This is a genomic window from Pyxidicoccus sp. M15, assembly GCF_056858435.1.
Genome location: NZ_CM166495.1, coordinates 621077 through 643174, shown reverse-complemented (window position 1 = coordinate 643174; position 22098 = coordinate 621077). Strand labels below are relative to the sequence as shown.

Annotated in this window: 17 protein-coding genes and 1 tRNA gene; 8 read left to right on the top strand and 10 right to left on the bottom strand. The window is 71.0% G+C overall.

Annotation, left to right across the window (positions count from 1 at the left end; translation table 11 throughout):
* Window positions 1–20 precede the first annotated feature (20 nt).
* From ACX9TP_RS02500 to ACX9TP_RS02485, 4 genes are all read right to left on the bottom strand, one after another.
* Complete coding sequence (locus ACX9TP_RS02500; RefSeq protein WP_482978097.1) at window positions 21–1049, bottom strand: pilus assembly protein; 1029 nt, start codon at window positions 1047–1049, stop codon at window positions 21–23.
* Window positions 1050–1057: 8 nt separating this feature from the next.
* On the bottom strand, window positions 1058–2716 hold the full coding sequence (locus tag ACX9TP_RS02495) for a pilus assembly protein TadG-related protein (protein WP_482978096.1): 1659 nt from the start codon (window positions 2714–2716) through the stop codon (window positions 1058–1060).
* Window positions 2716–3480: a TadE/TadG family type IV pilus assembly protein gene (locus ACX9TP_RS02490; RefSeq protein ID WP_482978095.1), complete on the bottom strand. Its 765-nt coding sequence runs from the start codon at window positions 3478–3480 to the stop codon at window positions 2716–2718. Before ACX9TP_RS02490 ends, ACX9TP_RS02495 begins: the two co-directional genes overlap by 1 nt.
* A gap of 186 nt (window positions 3481–3666) precedes the next feature.
* Window positions 3667–5100 carry a sigma 54-interacting transcriptional regulator gene (locus ACX9TP_RS02485; RefSeq protein ID WP_482978094.1) on the bottom strand — a complete coding sequence of 478 codons (1434 nt, stop codon included), beginning with the start codon at window positions 5098–5100 and terminating at the stop codon, window positions 3667–3669.
* 78 nt (window positions 5101–5178) lie between these two features.
* Here ACX9TP_RS02485 and ACX9TP_RS02480 point away from each other — a divergent pair, with 78 nt between their 5' ends.
* Window positions 5179–6186, top strand: a complete 1008-nt coding sequence (locus ACX9TP_RS02480) for an ATP-grasp domain-containing protein (protein ID WP_482978093.1) — start codon at window positions 5179–5181, stop codon at window positions 6184–6186.
* Between the two features lie 172 nt (window positions 6187–6358).
* Window positions 6359–7030, top strand: a complete 672-nt coding sequence (locus ACX9TP_RS02475; protein ID WP_482978092.1) for a DsbA family oxidoreductase — start codon at window positions 6359–6361, stop codon at window positions 7028–7030.
* 84 nt (window positions 7031–7114) lie between these two features.
* On the opposite strand, the gene ACX9TP_RS02470 is transcribed toward ACX9TP_RS02475, so the two are convergent.
* Window positions 7115–8125 (bottom strand): hypothetical protein, encoded by a 1011-nt coding sequence (locus ACX9TP_RS02470; protein WP_482978091.1) that lies wholly within the window; start codon window positions 8123–8125, stop codon window positions 7115–7117.
* A gap of 254 nt (window positions 8126–8379) precedes the next feature.
* On the opposite strand from ACX9TP_RS02470, the gene ACX9TP_RS02465 reads away from it, so the two are divergent.
* The 4 genes from ACX9TP_RS02465 to ACX9TP_RS02450 all read left to right on the top strand — a co-directional run bounded on the left by ACX9TP_RS02465 (window position 8380) and on the right by ACX9TP_RS02450 (window position 13791).
* Complete coding sequence (locus tag ACX9TP_RS02465) at window positions 8380–9597, top strand: hypothetical protein (RefSeq protein WP_482978090.1); 1218 nt, start codon at window positions 8380–8382, stop codon at window positions 9595–9597.
* Between the two features lie 231 nt (window positions 9598–9828).
* The gene (locus ACX9TP_RS02460) at window positions 9829–10692 is read left to right on the top strand and encodes a carboxypeptidase regulatory-like domain-containing protein (protein ID WP_482978089.1); all 864 of its coding nucleotides are present in this window, start codon (window positions 9829–9831) and stop codon (window positions 10690–10692) included.
* A gap of 115 nt (window positions 10693–10807) precedes the next feature.
* On the top strand, window positions 10808–11233 hold the full coding sequence (locus ACX9TP_RS02455; RefSeq protein ID WP_482978088.1) for a hypothetical protein: 426 nt from the start codon (window positions 10808–10810) through the stop codon (window positions 11231–11233).
* 191 nt (window positions 11234–11424) lie between these two features.
* Window positions 11425–13791 carry a sensor histidine kinase gene (locus tag ACX9TP_RS02450; protein ID WP_482978087.1) on the top strand — a complete coding sequence of 789 codons (2367 nt, stop codon included), beginning with the start codon at window positions 11425–11427 and terminating at the stop codon, window positions 13789–13791.
* Between the two features lie 4 nt (window positions 13792–13795).
* Here the strand turns inward: ACX9TP_RS02450 and ACX9TP_RS02445 are convergent, their stop codons facing one another.
* On the bottom strand, window positions 13796–14896 hold the full coding sequence (locus tag ACX9TP_RS02445; RefSeq protein ID WP_482978086.1) for a TolB family protein: 1101 nt from the start codon (window positions 14894–14896) through the stop codon (window positions 13796–13798).
* Between the two features lie 7 nt (window positions 14897–14903).
* Window positions 14904–16532, bottom strand: coding sequence for a golvesin C-terminal-like domain-containing protein (locus ACX9TP_RS02440; RefSeq protein WP_482978085.1), 1629 nt, complete (start codon window positions 16530–16532; stop codon window positions 14904–14906).
* A gap of 441 nt (window positions 16533–16973) precedes the next feature.
* On the opposite strand from ACX9TP_RS02440, the gene ACX9TP_RS02435 reads away from it, so the two are divergent.
* Window positions 16974–17711 (top strand): metallophosphoesterase, encoded by a 738-nt coding sequence (locus ACX9TP_RS02435; RefSeq protein WP_482978084.1) that lies wholly within the window; start codon window positions 16974–16976, stop codon window positions 17709–17711.
* Between the two features lie 61 nt (window positions 17712–17772).
* Complete coding sequence (locus ACX9TP_RS02430) at window positions 17773–18354, top strand: TIGR02265 family protein (protein WP_482978083.1); 582 nt, start codon at window positions 17773–17775, stop codon at window positions 18352–18354.
* A gap of 10 nt (window positions 18355–18364) precedes the next feature.
* On the opposite strand, the gene ACX9TP_RS02425 is transcribed toward ACX9TP_RS02430, so the two are convergent.
* From ACX9TP_RS02425 to ACX9TP_RS02415, 3 genes are all read right to left on the bottom strand, one after another.
* Complete coding sequence (locus tag ACX9TP_RS02425) at window positions 18365–19390, bottom strand: hypothetical protein (protein ID WP_482978082.1); 1026 nt, start codon at window positions 19388–19390, stop codon at window positions 18365–18367.
* Window positions 19391–19859: 469 nt separating this feature from the next.
* Window positions 19860–19933: transfer RNA gene (locus tag ACX9TP_RS02420), tRNA-OTHER, on the bottom strand.
* 63 nt (window positions 19934–19996) lie between these two features.
* Window positions 19997–21919, bottom strand: coding sequence for a potassium transporter Kup (locus ACX9TP_RS02415; RefSeq protein ID WP_482978081.1), 1923 nt, complete (start codon window positions 21917–21919; stop codon window positions 19997–19999).
* Window positions 21920–22098: the final 179 nt, after the last annotated feature.

The window sequence follows — 22098 nt, the reverse complement described above, 5'->3', positions numbered from 1 at the left end:
TGCTCGTCCTTGTCTGTGTTTCAGTCGCAGTCTTTACCGAGGAAGCAGCGGCCCTTGGCGAGCCGTCTCGCCCACGAATAGCCGTACGTGGGCGTCGACAGCGCCATGGGAGAGCCGGGCGTGGTGGGGAACATGCCGGAGCCCCCCAGCTGGTCCAGGGTGGGAACCTGGGTCATGAGCATCTCCTCGCCGGGCGCGCTCATGAAGAAGTAGCGCGAGTTGATGGGCGCGGGGAAGCCGAGGACCGCCAGGGGCATCATGTCCGACATCCACGGGATGATGATGGCCGTGGGCAGGTAGGTGCCGTACACCGCGCTGAAGAAGGGCAGGTTGAGGCACGGAATCGGGACGTAGATGGGCGGGTTCATCTCGTACGGCATCTGCCCGAGCAGCATCTGGCAGGTGCGCGTCTCGCTGCTGAGGATGTTGCCGCCGGCCAGGCCCCAGTCATCCACCAGCATGCTGAACTCGCCCTGGCACTGGCCCGCCACCGGCCGGCCCGTGGAGCACACGCGCAGGTTGGTGTAGCGGCTGTCCACGTGCTGCTCCTTGTACAGGCCCTTGTCCCCGTTGCGGTCGTTCTCCAGGAAGGAGGTGGGCATGCGAATCGCGCTCAGGTCCGCCTGCGCGGTGCAGTGCGCGGGGCCCTGGTCGCGGTAGATGAGCCGCGTGGCGACGGTGCCCTCCCAGTCCGGCCCGGCGCCGCCGGTGTCGCAGTTCACCGTGAGGTTCTGCCCCCGGGTGAAGGCCTGGGTGATGCCCGCGGCCCTGTTGATGTACGACAGGCCGTTGAAATCCGCGTAGCGGCGGGCGGCGTCCCGGCCCGCGTCCTCCACGGAGTCGTCCGCCTCGGTGTAGTCGAGGGCGGTGGTGTGCATCTTCCGGTGCGTGCTGTTCCACAGGGCGGAGATGGCGGACTCCTGCACCTTCAGGGACAGGTAGCCCACCTCCGCGAAGTGGATGCCGAAGGCGATGATGGTCACCATCAGCGTGGTGCCAATCGCGGTCTCCACGAGGGCCGCGCCACGGGCGCGGCGGCGGGACGGCATGCGGTGGCTCATTGAATCCCCCTGAAGCCCACGCCGCGGAGGGCGTCGAAGGTATCCGCCGCGACGCCGGACGCGTTGCGCAGCGTGTTGGAGGCGTCGTCCATCCCGGACTCGTCGATGTCCGGCGCCACGAGGGTGGCCCGCCAGTACGGGTTGAGGAGGTTGGGCGGCTCGGCCCAGTGGTCGATGCCGAGGCTCTCACCGCGGTGGTAGTAGGTGATGCCCGTGGCCAGCGCCGTCTGCACCGAGTTGGGCGTGCCGTCCGCCAGCGTCAGGCCCCGCGAGTCGAACTCCGTGCCAGCGCCGCTCGACCTGAAGCGGAAGCGGGTCATGAAGTTCCAGGGGTCCGCCACCGTGCGCGTGGCCATGTCCCGCTGCACCAGCGCGAAGTTCTTGGGCTGGGCGTAGTTGTCGTCCTCGTCGGCGACGCCCAGGGTGTTGTAGTCGATGAAGGCCGGCCAGATGCCGGGGCAGCTGGAGACACCGCCCGTGCACGGCACGAGGAAGTGAACCAGGGGCATGGCGTCGCTGCCGCCCGTCCACCGGTGCCGGAACTGGAACCCCGAGCCCACCACCTCCGCCTTCACGTCCTCCGCGGGCCCCGGCATGATGGGCGGACACGGCAGGCCGCCGCCGTTGAGGATGTGCGGGTAGATGCCGAGGATGGAGCCCTCGTCCTGCGCGGTGACCGCGGAGCCGTAGGGCGGCAGCATGTTCATCACCGCGCCCATGGTGCCCAGGGCGGCGGGCTGCTTGAAGTACGCCGTCCCCTGCCCGGTGAGGATGAGGAAGCCGGTCCGGCCCGAGCGGAGCAGGGCCACGAGCAGGCGAATCATGTGCGGCAGGTAGTGCTCGTAGTTGCGGTGGGTGACGAAGCGGTAGCCCCGGCTGCCCATGGCCGCGTTGACGGCGTGGGCCACCGTCAGGGGCAAGTCACACAGGGCGCCGCTGTCCGTACAGGCCATGCCGCCCCGCAGCTCGCTGCGGTTCAGCGTCACGCTCCCGGGCATGCGCCACTCCGCGCGGCGGGTCCCCGGCGCGGCCCTGTCCGTGATGTCCCGGGTGAGCTCCTGGTCTCCCACCGCGTCCATCAGGTCGCCGTAGGTCTCCCGCTGCGAGGCGTAGATGGCGAGCTGCGCCGTCTGGTGGAGCAGCAGCTGCAGGCCGGCCCGGATGTCCGCGCCCCGGAAGATGGGGTCGATGATGCGGTCCTCGTTGCGGAACGCATTCATCATGGAGTTCAGGTCCCGCACGCCCCTGTTGCCACACCGGCACGCGCGGGCGCAGCCGCCGTTGAAGGGCGCGCAGGCGCAGAGAATCTGCATCAGCTGGTAGGGCCACTTGGCGCCGCTGAAGGACGAGCGCGCGCCGTTCAGGTAGGCCCGGTACATCGTGGTCCAGGAGATGATGCTCTGCGCGCCGGCCTGGGCCACCGCGTGGCCAATCTGCACGCGGTTGAGCACGGCGATGTTGTTGAAGGTGCGCGCGGTCGCCACCGCGTTGGAGTAGGCGGCCGCGTCCGCCACCGTCTGCACCTCGATGCGCTCGCGCACCTTCATCGAGTAGGACAGCGTGAGGACCACCATCAGCACCACGAGCAGCATGCTGAGCACGAACAGCACCATCGTCTGTCCGCGCCGGAGGGAGGAGAAGCGGGGCGCGCGCATCAGGGCACCGGGGGGCAGTTGGGGGTGGGGAAGTAGCGGGACTTGAGCGGCGTCATCATCCGCATCGTGAAGGTCGTCTCGATGGGGAAGACGTACTGCTCACGGTGGTAGCGGTTGTACATCTCCGTGCTCAGGTCGCCGGCGAGCGTGAACGGGCTCGAGTTCTCCCCGCGATTCCAGTTGGCGTCGCGCTCGGCGAGGATGAGCGGGTTGGCCGCCGTGTAGTCCTCGATGCCCAGGTGCGCCATGAACATGCGGGACATGACCCAGTTGGCGAACGGGATGCGCAGCGGGAACCAGTAGATCATCCGCACCTCGAGCTGCCGCAGGTGCCCGGGCGCGTCGAAGCCGCGGTCCTGGGGCGACGGCACGCCGCCGCCCTCGATGTGCCGGTAGATCCACACGATGCTGCCGTCATGCCCGTTGTCGAGCCCGGCCGCGTAGCGGTTGTCCCGGCGGGCCGCGAAGGCCGCCGCCAGCTTCTGCGCGGGGTTCGTCCCGGGCGTGGAGTTGCCCAGGTAGGAGTGGAACGAGGGCAGCAACGAGAGGATGGCCGAGTGGGTCATCCGCTCGCAGTCGCCATAGCCGACCGCCCCGGCCCGCGTGGCCCGGAACACGGCGTAGTGCGCCAGCACCCGCGCCTGCAGCATCATGAAGAGCTGCAACGTGCCCAGCACGAGGAACACGACGAGGGGAAGCGTCAGCGCCGCCTCCACCATCGCCTGCCCGGATTGCCTCCCTCGCGTCGGACGCAGTGAATTCATGGCGCCCATATGTTCCGGGGATTCCACTCGGATCGCACATCCGTCAACTTGACGGGACCTGTCAGTCGTTCGCCCTACAGATGACCACACCCCTGTCACAGGCGTGTGTCGGGGGCCGGACAATCATGCCCCAAGGGGCGGCCGCGCCGAAGAAAGGGGGCGCCGTCCGGCCGGACAGCGGGGGGGCTAGCGCGGCTTCATGCCCTTGGTGTCGAGCTGGTACTTCTTCACCAGCCGTTCGATGGACTTGCGGTGCAGGCCGCTCTCGCGGGCGGCGCGGGAGAGGTTTCCTTCGCAGCGCGTCAAGACGCTGGTGACGTACTCGCGCTCGAAGTTCTCCAAGAGCTGCTCCTTGGCGTCCTTGAAGGAGAGGTGCTCGTTGAAGGGCAGCGGCCCCTCGCGGGCCTGGCCGCGCACGCGGGGCGGCAGGTGCACGGGGAGTACCTCCTCGCCCTCGCTGAAGGTCAGCACGTGCGACAGCACGTTCATCAATTCGCGCACGTTGCCCGGCCACGCGTAGGACATCAGCAGGCCCAGGGCCTCCGCGGAGAAGCGCTTCTTGCCGTGCTTGCCGACGACTTCCGGGTCCGCCAGGGCGCGCTTGAGGATGAGCGGGATGTCGTCCCGGCGCTGGCGCAGGGGCGGCAGCTGCACGGTGATGACGGACAGGCGGAAGTAGAGGTCCTCGCGGAAGTTGCCCGCCTGGATTTCCTTCACCAGGTCCCGGTTGGTGGCGGCGATGACGCGGCAGTCCACCTCGATGACGTCGTTGCCGCCCACGCGCCGAACCTCGCGGTTCTCCAGCACGCGCAAGAGCTTGGGCTGCAAGTCCAGCCGCAGCTCGCCCAGCTCGTCCAGGAAGATGGTGCCGCCGTGGGCGCGCTCGAAGGCGCCGGGGCGGCCGGCCACCGCGCCGGTAAAGGCGCCCTTCTCGTGGCCGAACAGCTCGCTCTCGATGAGGTTGGGCGGAATGGCGCCGCAGTCCAGCACCTCCATGGGCCCCTGCGTGCGCCCGGACAGCTCGTGGATGGCGCGCGCCACCAGCTCCTTCCCGGTGCCCGTCTCGCCCTGGATGATGACGGACACGTCCAGCGGGGCGATCTTCTTGATGAGGCCGAATATCTGCCGCATCTTCATGCTCTGCCCCACCATGCCGCACAGCTCGCTGTCGCGGTCGGGCTCGATGGTGACCTCCTCGTCCAGCGGCGCGAAGGTCAACATCGAGGAGCCGGCGCGAATCTGCGAGCCGGGGGACAGGTAGGCGCGCTCGATGCGCCGCCCGTCCAGGAACGTGCCGTTGGTGGAGCCCAGGTCCACCAGCAGGTAGCCGCGCTCGGTGAACTGGATTTCGAAGTGGTGGCGGCTGGCGGTGCGGTCCTCCACGAGGACCAGGTCGTTGCCGGGGTGGGCGCCGCAGCGCAGGCGCTCCTTGTCGCTCACCACGGAGCGGCCGGTGTCCGGGCCGGAGGAGACGGACAGCCGACACTTGTGCAGCTTCACCGTGGTGCGGGGGTCCACCACGAGCGTCTCCCCCAGGAGCGGGGAGTGGGCCAGGTCCTGCCCGAGGTCGCCGGGGCTGGTGTGGATGTCATCAGGGTGCTGCGGAGGGGGAGCACTCATCTGACGTGAGGATAGCAAACGGCACCCACTCGGCCCGCCCTGTCGGGTGGGACGGTGCTAGGCTCCCGCGCCCCGCCCATGTCTCCCCGCAAAGTGAAGTCGAAGAAGGCCCCGGCCCTGCCTGGGCTCCAGGCACCCGAGCGTCCCGTGCGAGCGCCGCGCCGCCCGCGCGCGAAGAAGACGGTGGCCATCCTGTCCCGCAAGCGGTCGCTGTACTCCACCCGCCGGCTGGTGGAGGCCGTGAAGGAGCGGGGACACCGGCCGCTGGTGTTCGACACACTGCGCTGCTGCCTGCTGCTGGCCCAGGGCGCGCCGCGGATGACGTACCGCGGTGTCGAGGTGCGCGGCGTGGACGTGGTGGTGCCGCGCATCGGCGCGTCGATTACGGCCTACGGGCTGGCGGTGGTGAACCACTTCGAGATGATGGGCGTGCCCGTCCTCAACCCGCCCACGTCCATTGCCCGCAGCCGCGACAAGCTGCGCGCGCTGCAGTTCCTGGCGCGCTCGGGGCTGGACATCCCCCGCACCGTCATGGCGCATGACCGCAGCAACGTGCGCCGGCTGGTGGAGGAGGTGGGAGGGCTGCCCATCATCATCAAGCTCATCAAGGGCACCCAGGGCGTGGGCGTGATGATCGCCCACACGCTGCCGGAGGTGCAGACCATCCTGGATACGTTCTGGGACCTCGGGCAGGAAATCGTCCTCCAGGAGTTCGTGGCGGAGAGCGAGGGGCGCGACGTGCGGGCGCTGGTGGTGGGCAGCCGGGTGGTGGGCGCCATGCGCCGCAAGGCGAAGAAGGGCGAGTTCCGCTCCAACATCCACCGCGGCGGCGAGGGACAGGCAATCGAGCTCCCGGCGTCCTATATGGAGGCGGCGGTGCAGGCCGCGCGCGTGCTGGGGCTGGAGGTGGCGGGCGTGGACATGCTGGAGGGGCGCGCCGGACCCCGGCTGATGGAAATCAACTCCAGCCCGGGCTTCGAGGGGCTGGAGGGGGCCACGGGGCAGGACATCGCCGGGGCCATCATCGACCACGCGCTGGTGTACGCCGAAGCGAAGGCGGGCGGGCTGCGGGTGGGCGAAGGGTGAGCGAGGAGGCGCTACCCCTGGCGGTGTGAGGCTGCCCGCACGCTTGGAAGCAGGCGGGCCTCCAGGGCAAGGCGCCTTGCATGCTCCTCAGGAACTCAGGAATGCATTTAGTGCCGGTGTGTCCAGAGGAGTTGGCAGCGGCGTGGAGAGCCCTCTAATCTGGCGGCCCTCCATGAAAACGCTGCACAAGCCGCTGCAGATCATCGTGTACCAGGATGTGCTCTGTGCCTGGTGCTACCTCGCCGACCAACGCCTGGACGTGCTGCGCCAGGAGTTTGGCGAAGCCCTCCGCTGGAGCGTCAGGCCGTATCCGCTGCGCCTCCAGGACGCGCTTCCCACGGAGCGCGAGAAGCGCGGGCTGGTGGAAGAAGTGCAGCGTGCGCAGCGCGAGCCGGACCCCGCCGCGAGCCTGCTGTCCACCGACCTGTGGCTCGGCGGAGACCCGCCGCGCACCAGCGTGCCGGCGCTCGCGGCGCTCGAGGCCGCGCGGCTCCAGGGCCCGCAGGCGCGCGCGTTCCTCGCCCGGTCCATGCAGCGCGCCGCGCTGGAGCAGGGCATCAACGTGTCCCGCCCGGACGTGGTGTTCGAGCTGGCGTCGCGCGTGGGCCTGGCGATGAACGAGTTCTCCGCGGCCTTCCGCTCGGAGGAGACGCGCCGGCTCATCCTCGACGAGCACCGCGACGCGGCCAACCGCGGCGTGCGCGGCGTGCCCACGCTGGTCATCGGCGGCCGGTGGATGCTGTGCGGCCTGCGCGAGCTGACCGAGTACCGCGAGCACATCCTCGCGTGCCTGGGGAAGTCCTCCGTGCCGCGCCCGGGCTCCGCCGAGCGGCTGGTGCACTGAAGGTCCCCCGAGGCCCGCGCCCTCCAGCGCGGGCCCATGCAGCGGCTCCCGGGCCCGCGCCTTCCAGCGCGGGCCCGTCGCGTGTCAGGCCTCCTCCGCTCCGTTGCTGAGCGTCAGGTAGAGGCCCGCGAACAGGAGCTGGAAGAAGGCCGCCGCGGGAAGCACGCCCACGCAGCAGGCCAGGACGCCCGCGCCGGTGATGAGGCTGCCGAGCAGGAAGGTGCCCACCATGGCCAGGCGCTGGCCCTTCGCATAGGCGAAGCAGCGGCGCAGCGTCTCGACGGGCTGCGGGTTCTCGCTCCGCGCCATCTCCGGCTGCACCAGCATCAGGGGCAGCATCAGCCACATGCCGGGGAAGACGTAGAGCGCGCCGCCCACGACGAGCATCATCCCCAGGCTGGGGCCCAGCGAGGAGAAGACCCGCACCAGCTCCGCGGACGTGTCGTTCCCGCCATTCGCCCCCATCCAGTCCGCGTCCCGCAAGGTGTCGAGGCCTCCGGTGACGGCCGCCGCGCCCAGCGCGCCGCCAAAGATGAGCAGCACGACGGGAATCATCAGCGCGAAGGTGAGCAGCGTGGTGAGCAGGTACGGCACGGCCTTGTGGAACTGGGTGAACATCCGTGCCACGTCCGCGCGCCGGCCGTCGAGCACGTCGAACATCATCCGCATGAAGCCGAGCGACACCAGGCCCTGCACCACCGTGGACAGGATGAACCCGATGACGAGGAACAGGCCCGTCACGGCCCAGTGGTCCGCCATCCCGCCGATGAAGGAGAGAATCTGGGAGACGACGTTCCCCACCAGGGAGCCGGCGATGACGATGAGCACGCCGACGCAGATCATCACCCACTCGCGCTTGAAGGCGGCCCAGCACGTCTCCAGCAGCGCGCCCACGCTCCAGTGCTCACGGGTCAGCGCGAAGGTGTGCCCCAGCCCGGCGCGCTCGCGGCACGTGGGGCAGGTCAGCTGGAGGCCGCCCTCGCTGCACGTGTCGCACATGAAGTTGCCGCAGCGCGTACAGGTGCGCGACGCCCGCTGCTCGGGGTGAAGCGGGCAGAGCGCGCCCGCCCCCCGTCCGAAGTCCATCTCCGCCATGGTTCCCCGCTCCTCGCTTGCCGGCCCACCAGTCCACCCGGCTCGGGCCGCACACATTTCCACCTACACTACCCGGGGTAGTGTCCACCAGAGGACGGCAGAGGGTATTGTGCGAGGGGGAAGGCGCTCTCGGCGGGGCGATCAGCCGGGGAAGCGTTTCCCGGTGTGAATTTCCGTCGCCTCGGCGCGTCTGATTCCGTGTGGTCGCGAAAGTGGAGAGCCTGCCACTCCACTCCGCCCAGGAGATTGCTCACATGCGCCGCCTGCTCGCACTCGCCATCCCGCTCGCCCTGATGATGGGGACCGGCTGTGTTGCCCACGTCCATGACGGCCCGTACCGGTCGACCTACCGGACCGTCGAGGTGGACTACAGCTACTCGGGTGACCACCCCGTGCCCGACGAGTACGGCGGGGGTTGGTGCTCGGACGTGCACGTGCACGTGCACGACTACCGGCCGGCGACGACGTACTACACGTACACGGACAACGTGTACTACTACCGGGGCCCGTCGGTGGTCTGGTACTGGGACTACCACCCGCTCGTGGTCGGTGGTTACTGCAACATGCACGGGCGGCACTCCCACGACTACTACCCGAGCTCCTCCGGCCGCGGCTACCGCTACGAGCGCAACCGCGGCTACGTGTGGGACCGGACGCACCGGGCGTCCCCCGTGTACAGCTACGTGGGCTCCTCGCGTGGCCAGGCCCGCTCGTCCAGCTACAACAACCGGGACTCGTCCTACACCCGTCCCACGCCGCCGTCCGGCACCGGCTACGGCACCACGCCTCCGCGCGGCAGCGGCAGCGGCAACAACGGCGGCTGGGGCAACGGCGGCAGCCACTCCGGCGGCAACTCCGGCAACGGTGGCTACGGCAACCCGCCCCCAGGGCGCGGCGGTGGCCGGGGCCACGATGACGACGACAACGACCACGGCAACGGTGGCGGCTACGGCAACGGTGGCGGCCGGGGCAACTCCGGCAACGGCAACTCCGGTGGCGGCTACGGTGGTGGCAACTCCGGCAACGGCAACTCCGGCAACGGCAACTCCGGCAACGGCAACTCCGGTGGCGGCTACGGTGGTGGCAACTCCGGCAACGGCAACTCCGGCAACGGCAACTCCGGTGGCAACTCCGGCAATGGCAGCGGCTGGGGCAACTCCGGCAACGGCAGCTCGGGCGGCAACTCCGGTGGCAGCTACACGCCGCCTTCGGGCCGTGGCAACTCCGGCAGCCGGGGCAACAGCAGCGACAGCAGCAGCGGTGGCAGCAGTGGCGGTAGCAGCAGCGGCAGCGGTTGGGACCGCGGCGGCAGCAGCCGGGGCTCCTCCAGCGGCAGCAGCGGCAGCAGCGGCGGCGGCAGCGGCTGGAGCAACGGCGGCTCGCGCTCGGGCTCCAGCAGCAGCGGCTCCTCCTCCGGCTCGACTCCGAGTGGCCGCGGGCGCTCCGGCAAGAGCAACGGCGGCTGGCGCTGACACGCGGACCGCCGCGCACCGGAGCCGAAGCGGGTCTTCCGGAGCGCGGCGGGTGACGCACCCAGGCTGATGGATTCCCGACACCGGGCCGTGTCCCCTGTCCGAAACGGACAGGCGGGCCGCCCGGTGTCTCGCTTTGCGCGCTGAACACTCCACCTGGCGTCGGGCAGGGGACGGACGGCGGGCGGGGTGGATTGCCGCCGCGAGAGGCCGTGAAGATGTTGCCGGCCGATGAGGCACCCTTACCTGATTGCCACCTGTGTCGTGCTGGGGCTCGCTTCGGGCTGTGGCTCCGGCGGAGGCTCCACACCTGACCCCGGCGTCCGCACCGAGGACGCCGAGGCGGTGGACCTGGACAACCTCCACATCCGCGTCAGCGGTCGTGCGGAGGTGCTGCCCGAGGCCGCGCGCCTGCTCGAGTCCCGGGGCCAGCCCGTCCCCTCGCTGGATGGCGTGCCCGTCTCCGTCGAGGAGCCGCTGCGCCGGTCCGTCAACGACGTGAACGCCAGCCTCGGCACCGGCGCGCTGTCCGCGGACGGCGTCTTCCGCGTGGACGAGGTGCCCGTGCGCGAGGTGCACCAGAGCGTGGCGGTGGGCATCGCCGCGCCGGGCTTCGTGCACATGACCACCGTCGTCTACGACACCGCCTTCACCGGCGCACGGCCGCGCACGGACATCATCGACGTGCGCGCCTGGGCACTGCCGGACGCCTTCCACGACGCGCTCTCCGCCGCCGTGGGCGAGTCCCGCCTGCGCGGCCACACGGGTGACAAGGCCGCCACGCTGCGCGACGCGGGCTTCGTGCTCGGCCGCGTGGTGGACCTGGACGGCCGCCCCGTGGCGGGCGCGCGGGTGACGCTCGACCGGGACGAGCTGGCCGACCGCGTCTACTACCCCACCGCCGACTTCGCCGCCGTGACGCAGGCCGGTACCGACGTGGACGGCCTGTTCCTCTACGTCCACTCCGGCGCGGACGCGGACACGTTCCGCCTGGGCGTGGAAGGCGCGGACGCGTATGTCCCGCGCAACGTGGGCGCCGCGCCCGGCTGGGGGCTGTTCCTCACCGTCTACCCGGGCAACTTCCCGCCTCCGTAGTGGCGGGAGCGGGCACTCCGCCTGCTCCCCGCTCTCCTGCTCTCCAGGCGGGCGCGCCGGGCCCATGGGCTCCGGACGTGCCTCGCGCCCACCTTCCGGTCGGAGGTGCGGCGCCATGGAGCGACACATCATGCGGGGCTACGCGAGCCTCCCCGTGCGCAGGCACGAGCGCCCGCCCGCGACCCCACGCCCGCCCCGACGGTGGCTGCCGGAGGACTGCTTCGAGCGTGACAACGCCCTCGCCTCCCTCTGGGGCATGGTGGGCGCCACCGTGGCGCTGTTCCTGGCGCCCGGAGTGAATGGCCTCATCGCCGGCTGGGCGGGCAGCGGTGCCCTGGGCGGCTGCCGGCGGTCTCTGCGCGTGGCGCTGCTGGCGGTGGGGCTCTCGACGCCCGCGCTGTGGCTCATCCTGGGTCCGCTGCACCTGCCCGTCCTCGGGCTGTTCCCGGGCGTCGGCACGGGGAAGGCCCTCCTGCTGTCGGCGGCCGGGCTGCTGCTGGGCGCGTGGGCCCGTGGCCTGCGCTCGCGCGCGCGGGCCTGAAGCGTCCCCCTCCCCCGAGCGCCTCCCCACCGCCCTCCCGCCAACGCCCTGCCCCGCTGGCCGATGCAGGGCGCGCGCACGCGACGCAAGACTTTCCGGGGCGCCCATGCCGGAAGACGGGCCCTTCCTGGACCGGGCCCGCTGCCCGGCCCCAGGGCTGGAGGAGCACCGCGTTTCGGGGGACGCCAGGGATGAGCAGGACCGGAAGGCCCCAGAGTGGTACCTCGGCCACGGTCCGCGCGCTGGCGTGGCTCGCGGCGCTGGGCGTTCCCGCCATCGGGGTGCTGACCCTGGTGGGCCAGGTGCGCGACGTGACGGTGCTGAAGTCGGTGATGGACGGCTTCCCCGCCACCCAGCCCCCGAGCAGCCTGGCGCTGGTGCTCGGCGGGCTCTCGCTGGGCCTGCGCCTGCCACGCCGTGCCTCCGCGCTCCTCTCGGCGCTGTCCGTGACTTGCGCGGTGGCGATGCTGGCCATCGGCGCGTGGAGCCTCCTCCAGGACCTCACGGAGCTGGACGTGGGCGTGGACTCGCTGTTCGAGAGGCGCTCCTCGCCGCTCACCTCCGTGTGCCTGGTGCTGCTGGGCTCCGCGCTGGTGCTGCTGGGCGGGCCCCGGCGGCAGGCGAGGATGCGGGACGCGCTCACGCTGCTGGCGATGCTGCTGGCCCTGCTGGGCTTCAACGGCCTGCTGCTCGGCCCGCTGATGGGCGGAGGCGCCCTGCCCTTCCTCGCGCAGCGGAGCATGGGCCTGCCCACGTCGGTGGCGCTGGGGCTGCTGGGCCTGGGGACGCTGTGCGCGCGGCCGGAGCAGGGACTGCTGGCCCGCGTCACGCGCGACACGCTGGGCGGGTTTCTCGCGCGCCGGCTCGTCCCCATGGCGCTGCTGGGGCCGCTGCTGCTGGGCGTGGCCCTGGTGCTGCTGTACGGCGCGGGCCTCATCAACCATGAGGTGAAGCTGCCCCTCTTCGCCACCGTGGTGTGCGCGGGCGGCACGGGGCTGGTGCTGCTGGCGGCGCGCGCGCTGGACGTGCTCGACGTCCGCCGCCGGGAGACCACCGCCGCGCTGGAGTCCTCCGAGGCGCGCTACCGCGGGCTGCTGGAGACGGCGCCGGCCCCGGTGCTCACGGTGGACGCACGCGGCCTGCTGCGCTTCGTCAACTCGGAGGCGGAGCGGGTGTTCGGCTACCGGCGCGAGGAATTGCTCGGGCGCGAGGTGGAGGTGCTCGTGCCCGAGGGCCTCTTCGGCGGGCGCCGCCTGGATGCCACGCCCGATGAGCGCGCCCTGCACGGGCTGCGCAAGGACGGCACGCAGGTGCGGCTGGAGGTGCGGCTGAGCCTCGTGTCGGACCAGGAGGGAACGAGCCTGCTCGCCCTGCTCCGCGACGTCACCGAGCGCGAGCGGTTCCTCGCCGGAGTGAAGCGCGCCCACGAGGAAGCGGAGATGCAGCGCGGCCTCCTCCAGGTGGTGCTGGACCATACGCCCGTGGGCGTCGTGTTCGTGGACCCGGAGGCCGGCACGGTGGTGGCCAACCGCGTCGCCGACATGATGTATGGCCTGCCCCAGACGCCGATGCGGCAGTCCGACTACGTGAAGCTCCTGCGCTATCCGGACGGGCGGCTGGTGGGGATGGGGGAGCTGCCGTCCACGCGCGCCGCGGCGACGGGCCAGGCGGTGGGGCCGGAGGAGTACCTCATCGTCCAGCCGAACGGGCACACCCTGCCCGTGCTGGCCACGGCGGCGCCCATCCCCGGGCCCTCGGGCAGTCCTCGCGGCGTGGTGGTCAGCCTGCAGGACCTCACCACGCGCCACGAGCTGGACCAGCTGCGCGAGGAGTACGTGGGCCTCATCTCGCATGACCTGCGAGGCCCCCTCCAGGTCATCAACCTGCGGGCGAGCCTGCTCCAGCGCGGCCTGCACGCGCGGCACCTGTCGCGCGAGGAGGGACTCACGGAGGCCATCCTGCACAGCGTGGGGTGGATGAGCTCCATGATTGAGGACCTCCTCGAGGGCTCGCGGCTGGAGGGGAAGCGGGCCTCGCTGCGCCGCGAGCCGAGGGACCTGGTGCGCTTCCTGGAGGAGGTGCTGGAGCGCGACGTGCCGCCGAACCTGCGCGAGCGCTTCCGGCTGGAGGTGGCCGGACCGCTGCCGCAGGTGTGGATGGACTCCGCGCGGCTGGAGCGGGTGCTGGCCAACCTGCTCGGCAATGCCGCGAAGTACAGCCCGCCGTCCCTGCCGGTGGTGGTGCGCGCCCGGGCGCAGGAAGGGCGGGTGGTGGTGTCGGTGAGCGACCAGGGGCCGGGGCTGGCCCCCGAGGACGCGGCGCGCATCTTCGACAAGTACTACCGCACGCAGCAGGGCAGCGCGTCCGACGCGAAGGGGCTGGGCCTGGGGCTCTACATCAGCCGCCTCATCGTCGAGGCGCACGGCGGCCACATCTGGGTGGAGAGCGAGCCCGGCCGGGGCGCCACCTTCCTGTTCAGCCTGCCGGTGGAGCCCCCTCGCGAGGAGCCCGGCCCCGGCCCGCTGCCGGGCGCGACGGGGCCGGGGGGCAACGCGTGAGTCGCTAGCGCCGGGCCACCCAGCGCGGCAGCCAGTCCGCGCCCTTCGCCGTGGTGAGCCGCAGCTGCCCGGTGCCGTCCGCGCGCATGAGGTACACGTCCGTGTCCCCTGCGCGCTCGGACACGAAGGCCAGGTACTTCCCGTCCGGGCTCCACGCCGGCATGTCGTCCCGCTGCTGGCCGTCCGTCAGCGCCACCGGCGCGCCGCCGGCCGCGGGCGCCACCCAGATGCGGCTCTTCCCCTGGGGCAGGCGGCTCACGTACGCCAGCTTCTGGCCATCCGGGCTCCACGCCGCCTCGCGCTCCTCGCCCTCGACGGCGGCGCCGGACACCGGCCGCAGGTTCGCCCCGTCCGGGCGCACCACGTAGAGCTTGTCCTGGCCCTGGCGGTCGCTGATGAACGCCAGCCACTTCCCGTCCGGGCTCCACTGCGGCGAGCGGTCCTCCCTGTGGAAGGCGGTGATGCGCCGCTCCTGCGTGCCGTCCGCGCGCGCCACGTAGATTTCCGGGTCGCCCTCGCGGCTGCACACGTAGGCCACCTCCGTTCCGTCCGGGGACACCGCCGGCTCGAAGCAGCCCTGCTTCTCCTGCGTGAGCGGCACCTCCGGCACGCCCTCGCGCGGCTGGAGCTTCACCACGTCGCTGAAGCCCTTCGCGTCGGACTCGGCCACCAGCCACGCGCCGTCCGGCGCCCAGCTCGCGTTGCGCGCGCGCGCCCGGGGCGCATGCAGCGGCACCGCCGCCCCGCCGCCCTCCAGGGGCACCACGCGCAGTTGCTGGAACTGGAGCCCGCCCTGCTCGCGCACGGCCACCACCAGCAGGGACTTCCCGTCCGGCGACGGCGGGCCGGGGTAGTCGTCCTCCTCGCCCTGGGTAACCTGCGTCTCCTTCCCGTCCGGAGTCACCACCCACACGTCCTTCTGCCCCGCCCGCTCCGACAGGAAGGCCACCACGCCCGGAATGGCGCGTGCCTCTTCCTTCGACAGCGGCCCGGCGCCAGACGCCCCGCCACACCGGCCGGAGCACCCGACGCCGAGCACGGCGAGCGCGGCGACTGCCCGCGCCCGCCACGGCCAGGAACGCTGCTTCCGTTCGAGGCCCCGCATCGTCATCTCAGCGGACCTGGATGGCGTCCGCCATGACGACGTAGCCGGCGGTGGTCCAGCGGCTCAGCTGCACCTTGTTCCAGCCGGCCGGGAAGGCGAACGTGCCCAGCGTGTTCCACCTGCTGCCGTTGACCTGCTGGTTCGCGGTGACCGTCACGTTGCCCGACGTGGTGGTGATGATGAAGGGCGCGGCCGGAGCGCGGTTGGTGCCAGCCACCCACCAGGCGTCGATGGTCTTCGTGGCGGCGGCCGGCAGGTAGAACTCGAAGACGGCCGGCGCGGAGATGGCCTCGGTGGCGGCGAAGTAGTAGCCGCTGCCGTAGTAGCCGGTGCTGTAGCCATCCGTCCAGGCGCCCACCGTGGAGAAGCGCGCGTTGGCGGCGTTGTTGTTGGCGTTGTTGCTGTCCACCACGATGGAGCCCGTGGGCGTGCCGCCGTCACCGCAGTAGCTCTTGATCTTGCTGATGTACGAGGACCACGGCCAGTTCGGACCCGGGTCCGTGCGGGTGGCCGGCTGCAGCCGCCCGTGCGCCACGATGTGGTAGCTGTCGCGGGTGATGCCCTGGCCCTTGGTGATGTCGCAGGACAGCTTCGCCGAGGAGTCAATCTGGCCGGCGGGGAACGAGCTCTGGCTGGCGAAGCCGCCGTGCTCGATGCCCACGGAGAAGTGGTTCACCGACGTGCCGTTGAGGCCGCAGTCCACGCTGCCGTTGAGGCTGCAGCTGTAGGTGGCGCCCACGTGCCAGGCGCGGCTGGACTCGCGCACGAGCTGCGAAATCTCCGTGCCGCCCTCGTTGACCACGTAGTGGGCGCTGACGCCCGACGCGGAGTTGACCAGCCAGCCCCAGCAGCCCGCGTAGTTGCCCTCGCAGGTGTGGATGACGATCATCGACACGTTCGTGCCCGTCGGGCGCGCGTTGTAGTTGGGCGACGGCCGCCAGATGGAGGCGGCGTAGTCCGGGCCGGCCGCGAGGGCCTGCATGCGCGGCAGGGCGAACTTCGCCTCCACCGGGCTGGCCTCCAGCGAGACGGCGACCTTGCCCTCGGGGGTGAAGGCGCCTTCACCCGAGCGCAGCACGGCGTACACGTCATTGTGGATGTAGTGCGCCTGCACGTCGGGGTCGGTGATGTCCGTCAGGCGGACGGCCGCCGGGGCCCACGCGCCCAGGTCCGCGCGGTCGATGCCCGCCTCGGTGGCGTACTTCGACAGCAGCGCGGCGCCCGCGCGGAGGTTGGCGAGCGCGTCGGTGCGCACGGCCGCCTCGGACACGCCGGCCAGGGCCGCGCCCTCGGTGATGTGCGCCCCGCGCAGGGCCAGCAGGCCGAACGCGGCGGGACGGCCCTCGAACTCCTCGGCGCCCTGGATGAACTCCCAGCGCGTCTCCGCGTAGGAGATGGCCTTGAGCAGGTTCACCGGGACGTTGAACTCGCCGGCGGCCTTGGCGAACAGCGCATCCAGCTGCACGGGGGTGCGGCGGGCGGCGTCCGCCACCGCGCGGGCGGCGTCCTGGGCCGCGTTGGACGGCGTCTCGGAGGCGGGGGGCGTCTCCGGGGCCGGGGTCTCCGGCTGGGGGCCACAGGCCGTCATGGCCATGGCCGCGGCGACGGCCGCGAGAGTCTTGCGCAGCAGATGCATGGGAACTCCAGTGAGGGGGGTCAGCAGCTCCACGGTCCGCCCCCACTTTTCGGGAGCGGCGCAGGGGCGGGCCATGAGCAGCATGCGTGCCAACCACGTTCTCCCCGTGAAACCATGCTTTCCAGACTTCATCTGGAGCATGGATGCTCCACTCAGGAGTCAAGAAATCGGCCTTTGCCGCGCTGCGGAAGCCTCATAACCCCTCGGAATGACGGACCTTGTGGCTCCAGTCCCCCCGACCTGGAGCGTCAGGGTGGCCCCTGCGTGTCTCACTGACGCATTCCGCGACAGGCACAAGGTAAACAAATCTTACTCAAATTCCCGTATTAATCGCTTTCTGGCGTGTCACCGGAAATGGGAGTGGCGGCTGGCCCTCCGGGGTGCATGCCGGGAGGCATGGCGGTGCCGACAGCGACGGAGGCTTCCGCTATGAGGAGGGGCATGCGGCTCTTCGGCATTGGCGACACGCACCTGCCCTCCACGCGGCAGAAGGACATGCACCGCTTCGGGTGGACGGAGCATCCGCTCCCGCTGCAGCGGGCCTGGGACGAGCGGGTGCGCCCGGAGGACGTGGTCATCGTGGCGGGCGACATCTCCTGGGGCACGCGGGCGCACGAGGTGCTGGACGACCTGGCGTGGCTGGACGCGCGGCCGGGCCGCAAGGTGCTGGTGCGCGGCAACCATGACTACTGGTGGGGCGACTCGGCGTCGAAGCTGCGCAAGCTGCTGGAGCCGTACAAGACGCTGGAGGGCTTCCTCCACAACAGCGCCGTCGTCATGGGCCCGTGGGTGATTGCCGGCAGCCGGCTGTGGACGGCGCCCGAGGCCCCGCCCATGCCCGGTGGGGAGATGGGCGACGAGCCGGCGGACCTGGGCTACGTGGAGCGCGAGACGCGCCGGCTGGCGGCTTCCTTCGACGACGCGAAGAAGAAGGAGGCGGCCAGCCCCACGCCGCTGGTGCGCGTGGTGGCGGTGCACTTCCCGCCGGTGTACGCGAACCAGAAGGCCACCGCCTTCAGCGAGCCGATTGAGGCCTTCGCGCCGAAGGTGTGCGTGTATGGACACCTGCACGCGGAGGGAATCGCCGCGGGCTTCACGGGTGAGCGCGCCGGCGTCAGATACGTGCTGGCCTCGTGTGACGCGGCGCGCTTCGCGCCGGTGCTCCTCGACGAGGTGTGAGTCAGGCTAGGTTCCCGCCACTTCCCGCCGGGGGCCCTGGGCGGGAAGCAGGAGTGGTGTCATGCCGTCCAACAAGGCGGAGCTTGCCTCCCGCATCGCCGCCGTGAAACCCGGCGACTCGGTGCGCGGGCTGTTCTTCAAGACGGTGTTCAGCGTCATCCAGCAGCACGGCGGCCCGCCCGCGGTGGAAGCGGTGCGCGTGGGCGAGCTCGCGACGGACTACTGGGAGCTGCGCTCGTACCCGGTGCAGGACTTCCTCACGCTGCTGTACCGCGCGGCGGATGCGCTGGAGGACACGCTGGGGCCGGAGGACGCCGTGTACCACGCGTGCGGCGAGACGGGCGTGACGCGCTACTCCACCGGGCCGGGCATGCTCATCTTCGGCATCATCTCCCGGGGCGACCCGCAGAAGCTCTTCGCGGGCGCGCAGATGGGCTACAGCGCGGCCGTCTCCTACGGCAGCCGGGAGTACCTCACCACGGGACCGAAGTCCGGCACGCTGCGCGTGCGCCGGGACATGCTGCCGCCCGCGTACCATGAAGGCATCCTCACCGGCGCGCTGAAGGTCCTGGGGCTGAAGGGCACCGCGAAGGCCCAGGCGCACGGCATCGACCGCGTGGACTACGACATCCAGTGGGAGTAGCGCCGCGGCGTCAGTCCACGCGGGTGAAGGTGACGTCCAGCTCCGCCACCACGCGCTCGCCGACGGAGGCCTGGCAGCTGAAGGTGTGGTCATTGCCCTCGTGCGAGCGGCGGACGGCGCCGAACGTCACCGTCTGCCCGGCGAACGCGAGGCTGTCCGCGGACAGGCGCACGTCCTTGGCGAGGCAGCGCGCCCAGGGCGCACCCTCCAGGCGGCGCAGCAGCGTGGTGGCCACGCGAGTCATGCCGCTGGCGACGATGGCCACCGGCATCACCGGGTGCAGGGCGAAGTGGCCCTTGCACATGTCCGGCGTCACCGGGCCGAGCGTGGCGCGCAGGGACTCGCCGTCCGGCCGCCAGTCGCGCAGGGCCAGCGGCTTGCTGTACGGGTTCTGCCGCAGCTTCGCCCACTCCTCGGGGGTGCGCTGCACGTTCTCGTCCCGGCGCGGCTCGCGGCGCATGTCCACGCGCGCCTCGCCGAACAGGCGCGTGAAGGCGGCGGCGGAGAGGACGTTGTAGTCCACCTCCAGGCGGAACAGCGGCGTGCCGTCCTCGAGCGACAGCAGCGTCTGCGCGGTGGCGGTGCGCTTGCCCGTGAATTGCGCGCGGGCCAGCCCCCAGAGCAGCTCCGTGGAGCGGGCCATGGGCTCCGGGCGCAGCCACTCACCGCGCGCGCCGCACGCCAGGTAGAAGTGCTGGCCGTCCTTGGGCGCCATCAGCGCGGACGCGCACGAGCCGAGGATGGCCAGGTGACGCCCCGACTCCGCGAGGCTGATGGGGCCGGCCTCCGCGTCCGGGTCCTGCTGCACCGGAATCCGCGCCACGACCTCGCCCTCGCCCAGCACCATCACATCCTTCAGCGCGTAGTACGGGTCTCTCACGCAGATGCGCGGGTACAGGTCCGCGTGCGTCAGCACCGTGCGCGGCGCCAGCCCCTCGAGGCTCCGCAGAGGCTCCTGCACCTGATTCCAGGAACCCTGGGGGGCGCCGGTGGAGATGAGCGAGGGGGCGGGGATGAACGAGGTGGCGTCGAGCATGGGAGACTGACCTTTTTTCGGACACAGGGTGCCGGGGGACACCTGCTCGCCTTGTAACCGAGGGAGCTTCCGGTGGTACAGAACTTTTTCTGTTACCCGGAAAAATTCTCGCCGGATGGCCCGAATAGTTGCTTCCAACCAGGAAATTTATGTCGCTGACATAAATTAAAGCATGACTCGGCCGGTTGGCTGCCGCTCGGGGCGGAGAAATTCAGCACCCGACGCAGAGAGTCAAGTGAGGACTGGGGTGAAGCCCACCCATTTGCCCGCAAGTGTCGGCCAATGAATCCGCGTACTTAGAAAAACCTGGATTCAAGGGCACACGAAGGCTCTCCAGCGGACATCCAGGGGCTACCCGGGGGCATCGCGGAAGTCCTCGAGGAAGCGGCCGGACACGGGGTGGCCCTACGGGGTTGGCCCTGGAGGCCCCGGTTCATCGGCTCGCGGACGCGGGCGCGAGTGCCCGGGTGGAAACCGGCCGGATTCGAACCGGCGTCCTTCGGCTTACGAGTTCCGACGCGACCACCGCTGCGCTACGGCTCCCACCCGAGCGGGCGGGAGCCTTGCGCGCGGGCGCTGGCGGCGCAAGCCGGGGTCAGCAGCGGCTCACAGCTCCACCTGGCTGCCCAGCTCCACCACGCGGTTGGGCGGGATGCGGAAGTACGCCGTGGCACTGCGCGCGTTGCGGCTCATCCAGGAGAAGAGCGCCTCGCGCCACACCGCCATGCCCGGCTTCTTCGTCGGAATCAGCGTCTCCCGGCCCAGGAAGAAGCTCGTGCCCATGAGCTGGAACTGGAGCCCCTTCTCCCGGCAGCGCTTCAGCACGTCCGGGATGCTCGGGTTCTCCATGAAGCCGTAGCGCGCCACCACCCGCACGAAGCCCTGCTCCAGCGGCTCCACCTCCACCCGCTCCTCACCCGGCACGTGCGGCACGTCTTCCGGGATGATGGTCAGCAGCACCACCTGCTCGTGCAGCACCTTGTTGTGCTTCAGGTTGTGCAGGAGCGCCGGCGGCGTGCCCTCCGCGTTGCCCGTCATGAAGATGGCCGTGCCCGGCACCCGCACCGGCGGATGCCCCCCGAAGCTGTCCAGCAGCTCCTTCAGCGGAATGCTCGCCGCGCGCAGCTTGCCCGCCAGGATGTCGCGCCCCCGCTTCCACGTCGTCATCAGCGTGAAAATCATGAGCGCCAGCAGCAGCGGCAGCCACCCGCCGGCGACAATCTTCACCGTGTTGGCCGCGAAGAACGACAGGTCCACCACCAGGAACAGGCCCGCAATCGGCAGGGCCAGCGCCCGGCCCACGCCCCACCGCTCGCGCGCCACCACGTAGGCGAGGACGGTGGTGATGGCCATCGTCGTCACCGCGGCGATGCCGTACGCCGACGCCAGCGCGCTGGACGAGCGGAAGGTCAGCACCAGCGCCACCACGCCAATCAGCAGCACCCAGTTGAGGCCGGGCAGGTATATCTGCCCCATCTCCTCCGCCGACGTGTGCACCACCTCCATGCGCGGGCTGTAGCCCAGCTGCATGGCCTGGCGCGTAATCGAGAACGCCCCGGAGATGAGCGTCTGCGAGGCGATGATGCCCGCCGCCGTCGCCAGCGCCACCAGCGGGTAGAGCGCCCAGTCCGGCGCCAGCAGGTAGAACGGGTTGCGCGCCGCGCTCGCGTCGCGCAGCAGCAGCGCCCCCTGCCCCAGGTAGTTGAGCGTCAGCCCCGGCAGCACCAGGAAGAACCAGGCCCGCTTGATGGGCTTCCACCCGAAGTGCCCCATGTCCGCGTAGAGCGCCTCGCCGCCCGTCACCACCAGGAACACCGCGCCCAGCACCAGGAAGCCGTGCTTGCCGTTGTGCAGGAAGAAGAGCGCGCCCTCGTGGGGTGACAGCGCCCACAGCACCTCCGGGTTGTGCAGCACCTCCTTCAGCCCCAGCACCGCCAGGGTGGCGAACCACACGCACATGACGGGGCCGAACACCGCGGCGATGCCCGCCGTCCCGTGCCGCTGCACCAGGAAGATGATGACGATGATGACGAGCGTAATCGGGATGACGTAGGGCTCGAAGACGGGCGTGGCCACGTTGAGGCCCTCCACCGCGCTGAGCACGGTGATGGCCGGGGTGATGACCCCATCGCCGTACAGCAGCGCCGCGCCGAAGATGCCCAGCGTCACCAGCACCGGCCGCGCCTTGTGCACCTGCCCCCGGGGGCGCTGCATGGCCAGCGCCATCAGCGCGAGGATGCCGCCCTCGCCCCGGTTGTCCGCCCGCATCACGAAGATGAGGTACTTCACCGACACCACGATGACGAGCGACCAGAAGATGAGCGACAGCACGCCCAGCACGTTGGCCGGCGTGGGACTGATGCTGTGCGGGCCGTGGAAACACTCGCGCAGCGCGTACAGCGGGCTCGTGCCGATGTCGCCGTAGACGATGCCCAGGGCCCCCAGGGCCAGGAGCGCTGTTCGCTTGAAGGAGTCCGGGGCCTCGCGGGCAGCGTCTCCGCCCGGGACTCCCGTCGTGGTGGCTTTCACGCCCCCCGCTTTAGCCGAACCCGGGCCATGAGCAACGGACGTGACACACCGCTCCCCGCTTTCCAACGCCCGGGTGTGTCCATGTGCGCCCGGGTGCGCACGCACCGGGAGCCACAGGACCGCGGACCGGGGTTGCGCGTACGGGAGCAACAGTCGGGGCCGCGGGGTGTTGGCCACCC